We start from the raw sequence: 9,345 nt of genomic DNA, 5'->3' as shown, positions 1-9,345 counted from the left end.
CGGGGGCGGCGGTCGGCGACGGGGCGCGAGGCTCGGCCCCTGCGGCGCGCCCGCCCATCCGCGCGAGCTCTTAGGCAGATCAGGCGTCGGTTTCACGACGCTGGATGCCCCCGCACCCCCTCGGCGATGATCTCGACGAAGGTGGTGTCAAAACCGCCGGAATGACAGCACTCCTGTCGAGATCATCGCCGGGGAGGGACGCACCGGGCCGGCGGGCGCCACGAACGCGGGCGACCACGCGCCCACCTCACCGCGCCGCCCACCCGGACCGCGAGCGGCCCGGCGGACGGCAGGCAGCGCCCGGGAACCGGCCCACTCACTCCGTCGCCGCCATCAACGACGACCACGCACACGCGCCGCACCCGACAGCGCTGCGGCAAGGGCCGCCGCCGCCACCTCTCCGCGAGCTCCGCCCCTCCGCGCAGCAAGCGGGGGCGGCCCTCCGGCCGCCCCCGCCCCGCCCTACGCCCCCCCGGAGGGCCGGTCAGGTCTGCGACTCCTCGTGCACGAACTCCGTCAGGCGGGTCAGCATGTCCGGGTCCGTGTTCGGCAGCACCCCGTGGCCCAGGTTGAAGATGTGGCCCTCGGCGGCGCGGCCGCGGGTCAGCACGTCGCGGGCGCGCTCGGCCACCACCTCCCACGGCGCGAACAGCGCCGCCGGGTCCAGGTTGCCCTGCAGGGCCGTCGCCGGCTGCACCCGCTGGGCCGCCTTGTCCAGCGGCACCCGCCAGTCCACGCCCACCACGTCGGCCCCGGCCTCGCTCAGCAGGCTCAGCAGCTCGCCGGTGCCCACCCCGAAGTGGATGCGGGGCACGTCCAGCTCGCCGAGCCGCTCGAAGATCCAGGAGGTGTGCGGCAGCACCGAGGCGCGGTAGTCCTCGGCGCTCAGCGCGCCCACCCACGAGTCGAACAGCTGCACCGCGCCGGCGCCGGCGGCCACCTGCACCTTGAGGAACTCCAGCGTGATCACCGACAGGCGGCGCATCAGGTCGTCCCACAGCTCGGGCTCGCCGTACATGAGCGCCTTGGTGCGCTCGTGGTTCTTGGACGGGCCGCCCTCGATGAGGTAGGAGGCCAGGGTGAACGGCGCCCCCGCGAACCCGATCAGCGGGGTCGGGCCGAGCTCGCCGACGAGCGTGCCCACCGCCTCGGTGACGAACGACACGTCGTCGGGCTCCAGCTCGCGCAGGCGCTTGATCCCTTCGGCGTCGCGGACCGGGTCGGCGACCACCGGACCCACGCCGGACTTGATGTCCAGGTCCAGGCCGATCGCCTTGAGCGGCACCACGATGTCACTGAAGTAGATCGCCGCGTCCACACCATGGCGCCGGACCGGCTGCATGGTGATCTCGACGATCATGTCCGGGCGGGCGCACGCCTCCAGCATCGGGACGTCGGCCCGCACCCTGCGGTACTCGGGCAGCGAGCGCCCGGCCTGGCGCATGTACCACACCGGCGTGCGGTCCACCGGGAGGCGCCGGCAGGCGCGGAGGAAAGGAGAGTCTTGGAGCGTCACCCCTCGATCGTGCCACGCACGCGGGGCCGCCATGACCCGGCCCGGAACTTCGGCGCGGCCGTTCCCGGCCGCCCCGGCCCCTCCGGTGCGCGGGCACGCAGGGTGACGGCCCGGGAGCGCGCGAGGGCGCTCGGCGTAACGACTCCGTCGCGTCCCGGATTCCAAGATCATCACGAAACCCCGACACGCCGGGGAATCGCCGCTTCGTGCGGCGTGACTCGTGCCACCGTGGGCGGGTAGCAGGTCCCGTCACGCGCCGCGATCGCCCCCGGCCCGCCGGTCCGCGCGCCGGATGTTCCCCAACGACCATGATTAAGGCAGACGTTTCCATCATGCCCCCTCTCGGTAGGGTCGACGACGCGCCGCCCGTGTTCCGCCGCGCGGTGGAGAGCTTGCGCTCCGCCGCGGTCCGCCCCGAGATCACGGTCGAGGACATCCCCGCCCCCCGCCGCCTGGCCCCGCACTCCGCCGCCGTGTCGGCCCGCGTGGTCACCGAGGGCGGCGACGAGCCCGCGCTGGGGCGCCTCATCGTGCTCTACGACCCCGACGGCACCCGCGACTGGCCGGGCCCCTTCCGCGTGGTGGCCTACGTCAGCTCGGAGGTGGAGAGCGAGATCGCCGCCGACCCGCTGCTGGGGCAGGTGGCCTGGAGCTGGCTCACCGACGCCCTGGAGTCCTGCGGCGCCGACCACCGGGTGCTCAGCGGCACCGTCACCCGCGCGACCACGGAGGGTTTCGCCGCCAAAGCCGACCAGGGCCTGAGCACGGAGCTGGAGCTGCGGGCGTCGTGGTCGCCCGAGGGCGAGGACCTGTCCGGGCACATGGCCGCCTGGCTCGCTCTGCTCTCGGCGGCCTCCGGGCTGCCGCCCGCCGACGTGGCCGACCTGTCGTCGCGGCGCTCCCCCACGGAGGGCTGACCCCCGCACCGACACCTCTGCACCGACACCCCCGCTCCGGCACCTCCGGACCGACCCCCGACCGGACGCTCCGAACCGGTGCCCCGAACGGACGCGACACCGGACGCGACGCGGCGTTTCGTCCGATTCCTCCCCCGCCGGAAGAGCCCGCAGACACGGCGGAACGGGGCGCGGGCGCCCTGGTCCGGCCACGCTCGGCACGCGGCTTCGCTCCCGGGAGCGCATACCGTAGTGCTGTGGCGAACGTGCTGAATTCAACGACAGGTGCCCCCGAACCGGACGGATCCACACAGGAGGCGGAGCAGGGCGGCGGCCAGGCCCCGCTGCTGCGCACCCCGCGCGAGGGGCTGCCGCCGGTCGTGGCCGACGGAGCGGCGCTGCGCGCCACGGTGGCGGCGTTCGCCCAGGGCACCGGACCGGTCGCGGTGGACGCCGAGCGCGCCTCGGGGTACCGCTACGGCCAGCGCGCCTACCTGGTGCAGCTGCGGCGCGAAGGGGCGGGGTCGGCGCTGGTCGACCCGGTCGCCTGCCCCGACCTGTCCGAGCTCGGCGCGGCCATCGGCGGCGCCGAGGCGGTGCTGCACGCGGCCCATCAGGACCTCCCCTGCCTGACCGAGGTCAACCTGCGCCCCTCGGCGCTCTTCGACACCGAGCTCGCCGGGCGGCTGCTGGGCTACCAGAAGGTCGGCCTGGGGTCGATGGTCGAGCGGGTGCTGGGGCTGCGCCTGGCCAAGGAGCACTCGGCCGTCGACTGGTCGATGCGCCCGCTGCCCGAGGACTGGCTGACCTACGCCGCCTTGGACGTGGAGGTCCTGGTCGACCTGCGCGACGCCCTGGAGGCGGAGCTGCGCGAGGCCGGGAAGCTGGAGTGGGCGCGCGAGGAGTTCGCCGCCGTGCTCGCCGCGCCGCCCAAGGAGCCGCGCCCCGACCCATGGCGGCGCACGTCCGGCATACACCGGGTGCGCAACCAGCGCGCGCTGGGAGTGGTGCGGGAGCTGTGGCTGGAGCGGGACCGCATCGCGCAGGAGCGCGACCTGTCCCCGGGCCGGGTGCTGCCGGACGCGGCGATCGTGGAGGCGGCGACGTCGATGCCGCGGAGCGCACAGGAGCTGGGGGCGCTCAAGCCGTTCTCGGTCCGGCTGGCCCGGCGGTACGTGCCGCAGTGGATCAAGGCCGTGAACCGCGCCCGCGACATGCGCCCCGAGGAGCTGCCGCAGCCGAGCGCCCCGGGCGACGGGCCGCCGCCGACCAACCGCTGGCACGACCGCGACCCCGAGGCGGCCCGGCGACTGGAGGCCGCGCGCGCGACAGTGTCGGGGATCGCCGAGCGGGTCGTGATGCCGACGGAGAACCTGCTGCAGCCGGACACCGTGCGGCGCCTGGCCTGGACGCCGCCGGAGCGCCTGGACGCCGAGTCGGTCGCCGGGCACCTGCGCGGGAACGGCGCGCGCGAATGGCAGATCGGCCTCACCGCGGAGGCGCTGGCGGATGCCCTGAAGCGGGCGGAGGCCGGTCCTCCGGCGGAGTAGGCGGCCCCGGCGGCCCAAGGCCCTGCAGGGAGCCCGGCGGGGCTCGGCACGGCTCGACGGGGGCGGTGGGGGTGTCCAGCGGCAGCGCGGGACGCCCCCACCGCCCCCATCGTGGTGTCCCGGCAGTGGTGGCCCGGTACCGGCGCCGTATCCGTCGGAGCGGCGGGCCTCCATCCGTCCGGGGCGGCCTCGTTCACCGCGGCGCCGGGCCGGGTACGACCCGCCTTCGAGGCCTCTGTCCGGCGACCGCTCCCGACCCCGTCCCCCTCGCGCACCCCACGGCGTACCCTTCGCCCGCCTCCGGTCACCGCCTCCGCACCACGACCGTTCACGATCAGCACACTCGACGACAAACACGACGTTTCTCTGCTTAAACCTCATTGCCCCCTAAAAGATCGATAAGTGATAGAGTTCACATGCCTGAACCCCGCCGCGAAGGCTTCCCGACCCCGCCCCGGCGGATTAAGTTATGGAATCGTGCTGTTGTCGTTGCGGGGCGGAAAAGACCGGGGTGCGATGCGCGTGGGCGGACCTGTGCCCGCGCCCACCCCCGGTGCAGGATGCGGAGAGCGTGAACGGGAGGTGGGACTGGTGTCGCTGTGGCGGAACCTGATGCGCCGGGGCAGGGCCGTGCCGCCGCAGGATCCCGCGCCCTCCGCCGATCCGGAGGCGTCCGGCCGCACCCCCGGCCTGCGCGTGGCCTCCCTAGAGCGCACCCTGGACGACAAGGTCCAGCGCCACGGCTCGGAGGACCCGCGCACCATCGCCGCGCGCAACAACCTCGCCAACAAGTACGCCCAGATCGGCCGCCGCGAGGCGGCCCGGCTGGAGTTCGAGCGCACCCTGGAGGAGGCGGTCAAGGTCTTCGGGGAGGAGCACCCGCAGACCGACGTCATCCGCGAGAACCTCGCCTGGATCTGCGCGGACAGCGCCCGCCCGGCCCAGGCCGCCGAGCTGTGGGAGGTGCTGCTGCGCCACCGCACCGAGCGGTTGGGGCCGATGGCCTCCGACACCGTCGAGGCCCGCACCCGCCTGGCCGACGCGCTGCGCCGCTCCGGCGAGCACGAGGCGGCGGTCGCCCACTACGAGCGCGCCATCGAGGACGCGGCCGACCCGGTCGAGCGGGAGCGGCTGCGGGTGGGGCTGAGCATGGCACTCAGCGCGGCGGGCCGCTACGAGGAGGCCGTCCGCCAGCTGCGCCTGGTCCTGGCCCAGCGCTCGCGCCGCCTGGGCAGCCGCCACCACGACACCCTGGTCATCCACCACCGGCTCGGGCGCGCCTACACGCAGGCGGGGATGGACCGGGAGGCCATCGACACGCTGCGGGAGGCCTACCGGAACGGGCTCGCCGCCGTGGGCGACCCCGAGATCCGCATGCTGACCTTCAAGATGCGCCGCGACCTGGCCGGCGCCTACAGCGCCGCGGGCCGCCACCGCGAGGCCGCGTCCCTGTTCTGACCCGGACGCGCCCGGCGGCCCCCTCCGCCGGGGCCGCCCAACGGCCCGCACAGCCGCACCAGCGCCCGCCGACGAGGTTCCCGGCCAGCGCGCGCTCGTAGCCCGCCCACGCCACCCGAACCGGCGAGGGCCGAGACCGGAGGACCGGCCGCCGGGTCAGGTGGCCCGGCCGCCGACCGGGCCCGGCCCCGAGCCCCGGCGGGCGCGTTCCGTCCCGACCGGCGCGCCCCGCCCCTCCACTCCGTCGGCGGCGCGCCGACCACGCTCGCGACCGCCCCCTCCCGCCGCCCGTTGCGCACTGCGCGCCCCCGGTGCTCGCGGCACTAGTTACCGGCGAGTAGCATGAGGGGGGCAAACCACTCATCAGGTTGTGAAGGAGGGGCAATCGTGCCGCGAACCGCCCGCGATGTCGTGTTTGTCGACGGGGCCAGGACCCCGTTCGGCAAGGCCGGCAAGGGCCTCTACGCCGAGACGCGCGCCGATGACCTCGTCGTCCGCGTCATCCGGGAACTTCTGCGCCGCAACCCCCAGTTGCCGCCCGAGCGCGTCGACGAGGTCGCGATCGCCGCCACCACGCAGATCGGCGACCAGGGTCTGACCATCGGCCGCAGCGCCGCCCTCCTGGCCGGGCTGCCCCGCAGCGTCCCCGGCTACGCCATCGACCGCATGTGCGCCGGCGCGCTCACCGCGGCCACCACCGCCGGGGCCGGGATCTCCTTCGGCGCCTACGACGTCGTCATCGCCGGCGGCGTCGAGCACATGGGGCGCCACCCCATGGGCGAGGGCGTCGACCCCAACCCCCGCTTCCTGTCCGAGAAGCTGGTGGACCCCTCCGCCCTGGTCATGGGCAACACCGCGGAGAACCTGCACGACCGCTTCCCCTCCATCACCAAGGAGCGCGCCGACGCCTACGCGGTGCGCAGCCAGGAGAAGGTCGCCAAGGCCTACGCCGAGGGCAAGATCCAGCAGGACCTGGTCGAGACGCTGGTGCGCTCGGCCGAGCAGGGCTTCGGGCTGGCCACCGCCGACGAGCCGCCGCGGCCCGGCACCTCCATGGAGGACCTGGCCAAGCTCAAGACGCCGTTCCGCGCGCACGGCAACGTGACCCCGGGCAACGCCGCCGGGCTGAACGACGGCGCGACCGGCGCCATCCTGGCCGCCGAGGACGTCGCCGCCGAACTGGGCCTGGACGCCCGCATGCGGCTGGTGGACTTCTCCTTCGCGGGCGTGGAGCCCGAGGTCATGGGCGTGGGCCCGGTCCCGGCCACCGAGAGGCTGCTCGCCCGCCAGGGCCTGGGCATGGACGACATCGGCCTCATCGAGATCAACGAGGCCTTCGCCGTGCAGGTGCTCGCCTTCCTGGAGCACTTCGGCATCGCCGACGACGACGCCCGGGTCAACCCGTGGGGCGGCGCCATCGCCCTGGGCCACCCGCTGGCCTCCTCCGGCGTTCGGCTGATGATGCAGCTCTCGCGCCTCTTCGCCGAGCGCCCGGACGTCCGCTACGGCCTGACCACCATGTGCGTCGGCATGGGCATGGGCGGGACCGTGCTGTGGGAGAACACGAACTGGGAAGGAAACGCCAAGTGAGCAGCCCGATCGAGCAGGCGCGGGAGCTCTTCGCCGACGAGGTCGTCACCAAGGCCCTGTCCCGCGACGTCGAACTCCCCTACGGTGCCGGGACCGCCGTCCTGATCACCCTGGACAACGGCCACGACCACACCAAGCCCAACACCTTCGGCCCCGGCGGCCTGCTGAGCCTGAACGAGGCCATCGACGCCGCCGCGGCCCGCACCGACATCGCCGCGGTCGCCATCACCGGCAAGCCGTTCATCTTCGCCGTCGGCGCCGACCTGACGGGCGTGCCGCTGCTGCAGAACCGCGAGCAGGCGCACGCCATCGGCAAGCTGGGCCACGACGTGATGCGCCGCCTGGGCGAGCTGCACGTGCCCACCTTCGCCTTCGTCAACGGCGCCGCGATGGGCGGCGGCGTCGAGGCGGCGCTGCACTGCACCTACCGCACCGTCTCCTCGGGCGTCCCGGCGTTCGCGCTGCCCGAGGCGTTCCTGGGCCTGGTCCCCGGCTGGGGCGGCACCTACCTGCTGCCGCACCTGATCGGCGCCGAGAAGGCCCTCAAGCTGATCATCGAGAACCCGCTCAACCAGAACAAGATGATCAAGGGCCCGCAGGTGCGCGAGCTCGGCATCGCCGACGCGATGTTCGAGCCCGCCGACTTCGTCGAGGAGTCGCTGCGCTGGGCGGCCAAGGTCGTCAAGGGCGACATCACCGTCGAGCGGCCCGAGGTCGACACCGGCGAGGCCTGGGACCAGGCCGTCGCGGGGGCCCGCTTCCTGGTGGACGGCAAGCTGCACGGCGCCGCCCCGGCGCCGGTGCGCGCGCTGGACCTGGTGGCCGCCGCCAAGGACCGCGGCCGCGACGAGGGCTTCGCCGCCGAGGACGACGCCCTCGCCGACCTGATCATGAGCGACCAGCTCAAGGCCGGTCTGTACGCCTTCGACCTGGTGCAGAAGCGCGCCAAGCGCCCCGCCGGGGCGCCGGACAAGTCGCTGGCCCGCAAGGTGAACAAGGTCGGCGTGGTCGGCGCCGGGCTGATGGCCGGGCAGCTGGCGCTGCTGTTCGCCCGCCGCCTGGACGTGCCGGTCGTGCTGACCGACCTGGATCAGGACCGCCTGGACAAGGGCGTGGGCTACGTCCACGGCGAGATCGACAAGCTGCTGGCCAAGGGCCGCGTGAACCAGGACAAGGCCAACCGGCTCAAGGCCCAGGTGACCGGGTCGCTGACCAAGGACGCCTTCGCCGACGCCGACTTCGTCATCGAGGCCGTCTTCGAGAAGATGGAGGTCAAGCAGCAGGTCTTCGCCGAGGTGGAGGCCGTGGTCTCCCCCGAGGCGATCCTGGCGACCAACACCTCCTCACTGTCGGTCACCGAGATGGCGAGCAAGCTGAAGCACCCCGAGCGGGTCGTGGGCTTCCACTTCTTCAACCCGGTCGCGGTTCTGCCGCTGCTGGAGCTGGTGCGCGGCGAGAAGACCGACGAGGCCGCGCTGGCCACGGCGTTCGCCACCGCGAAGAAGCTGAAGAAGACCGCGGTGCTGTGCAAGGACGCCCCGGCGTTCGTGGTGAACCGGCTGCTCACCCTGTTCATGGGCGAGGTGCTGGGCGCCGTGGAGGAGGGCACCGAGCCCGAGACGGCCGACCGCGCGGTCGCGCCGCTGGGCCTGCCCATGTCGCCGCTGCTGCTCCTGCAGCTCGTCGGCCCGGCCGTGGCGCTGCACGTGTCCGAGACGCTGGCCGGGGCCTTCCCCGACCGCTTCAGCGTCTCCGACCAGCACCGGCGGATGGTCGAGGCGGGCAAGACGCAGGTCTTCGGCCCGGACTTCCAGCTCGACCCGGAGGTCAAGGAGCTGTTCAGCGGCGGCGGGAAGGCCTCCTCCGAGCAGGAGATCCTGGACCGGGCGCTGGAGGCCCTGGCCAAGGAGATCCGGATCATGCTGGACGAGGGCGTCGTCGCCGAGGCGGCCGACATCGACCTGTGCCTCATCACGGGCGCGGGCTGGCCGTTCCACCTGGGCGGCATCACGCCGTACCTGGACTACAGCGGCGTCTCCGAGCGCGTCAACGGCGCGAAGTTCCACCCCGAGGGCTACAAGGCCCTGTAGGGCTCGGGGGATCGGGCCCCGAGGGCCGTCCCCTGCCGCCGCCGCTCCGCCCCGTGCCGACACACCGTCGGCACGGGGCGGTCCTCTTTGCGGGACCGGATGGCGTCCGCGGAGCACTCGGCGGACGGAACCGCGAGCTTCGGCGTCGATCTCGGGGAAGTCGGGCTTATGAGGGCCCTCTTAACCCCGACTTCCCCGAGATCTGTTGGTGGATGATGGTGCTGCCGGGGCCGCTGAACCCACAG

At 73.8% G+C, this 9,345-nt stretch carries 6 protein-coding genes; 5 read left to right on the top strand and 1 reads right to left on the bottom strand.

Annotated elements, in window-relative coordinates; all coding sequences use genetic code 11:
• Positions 1-484: 484 nt before the first annotated feature.
• Positions 485-1,549 (bottom strand): uroporphyrinogen decarboxylase, encoded by a 1,065-nt coding sequence (hemE, locus tag O4J56_RS31375; RefSeq protein ID WP_270690821.1) that lies wholly within the window; start codon positions 1,547-1,549, stop codon positions 485-487.
• A 299-nt stretch (positions 1,550-1,848) separates the two neighbouring features.
• Here hemE and O4J56_RS31370 point away from each other — a divergent pair, with 299 nt between their 5' ends.
• From O4J56_RS31370 to O4J56_RS31350, 5 genes are all read left to right on the top strand, one after another.
• The gene (locus O4J56_RS31370) at positions 1,849-2,433 is read left to right on the top strand and encodes a DUF3000 domain-containing protein (protein ID WP_270690820.1); all 585 of its coding nucleotides are present in this window, start codon (positions 1,849-1,851) and stop codon (positions 2,431-2,433) included.
• 236 nt (positions 2,434-2,669) lie between these two features.
• On the top strand, positions 2,670-3,962 hold the full coding sequence (locus O4J56_RS31365; RefSeq protein WP_270690818.1) for a ribonuclease D: 1,293 nt from the start codon (positions 2,670-2,672) through the stop codon (positions 3,960-3,962).
• 582 nt (positions 3,963-4,544) lie between these two features.
• Positions 4,545-5,420 (top strand): tetratricopeptide repeat protein, encoded by an 876-nt coding sequence (locus O4J56_RS31360; protein ID WP_270690817.1) that lies wholly within the window; start codon positions 4,545-4,547, stop codon positions 5,418-5,420.
• A 387-nt stretch (positions 5,421-5,807) separates the two neighbouring features.
• Complete coding sequence (locus tag O4J56_RS31355; RefSeq protein WP_270690816.1) at positions 5,808-7,010, top strand: thiolase family protein; 1,203 nt, start codon at positions 5,808-5,810, stop codon at positions 7,008-7,010.
• Positions 7,007-9,100: a 3-hydroxyacyl-CoA dehydrogenase NAD-binding domain-containing protein gene (locus tag O4J56_RS31350; protein ID WP_270690814.1), complete on the top strand. Its 2,094-nt coding sequence runs from the start codon at positions 7,007-7,009 to the stop codon at positions 9,098-9,100. Before O4J56_RS31355 ends, O4J56_RS31350 begins: the two co-directional genes overlap by 4 nt.
• The last annotated feature ends 245 nt before the right edge of the window (positions 9,101-9,345 follow it).

Source organism: Nocardiopsis endophytica (assembly GCF_027706725.1).
GTDB lineage: Bacteria > Actinomycetota > Actinomycetes > Streptosporangiales > Streptosporangiaceae > Nocardiopsis_A > Nocardiopsis_A endophytica.
This window is presented reverse-complemented; position numbering and strand designations above follow the sequence as displayed.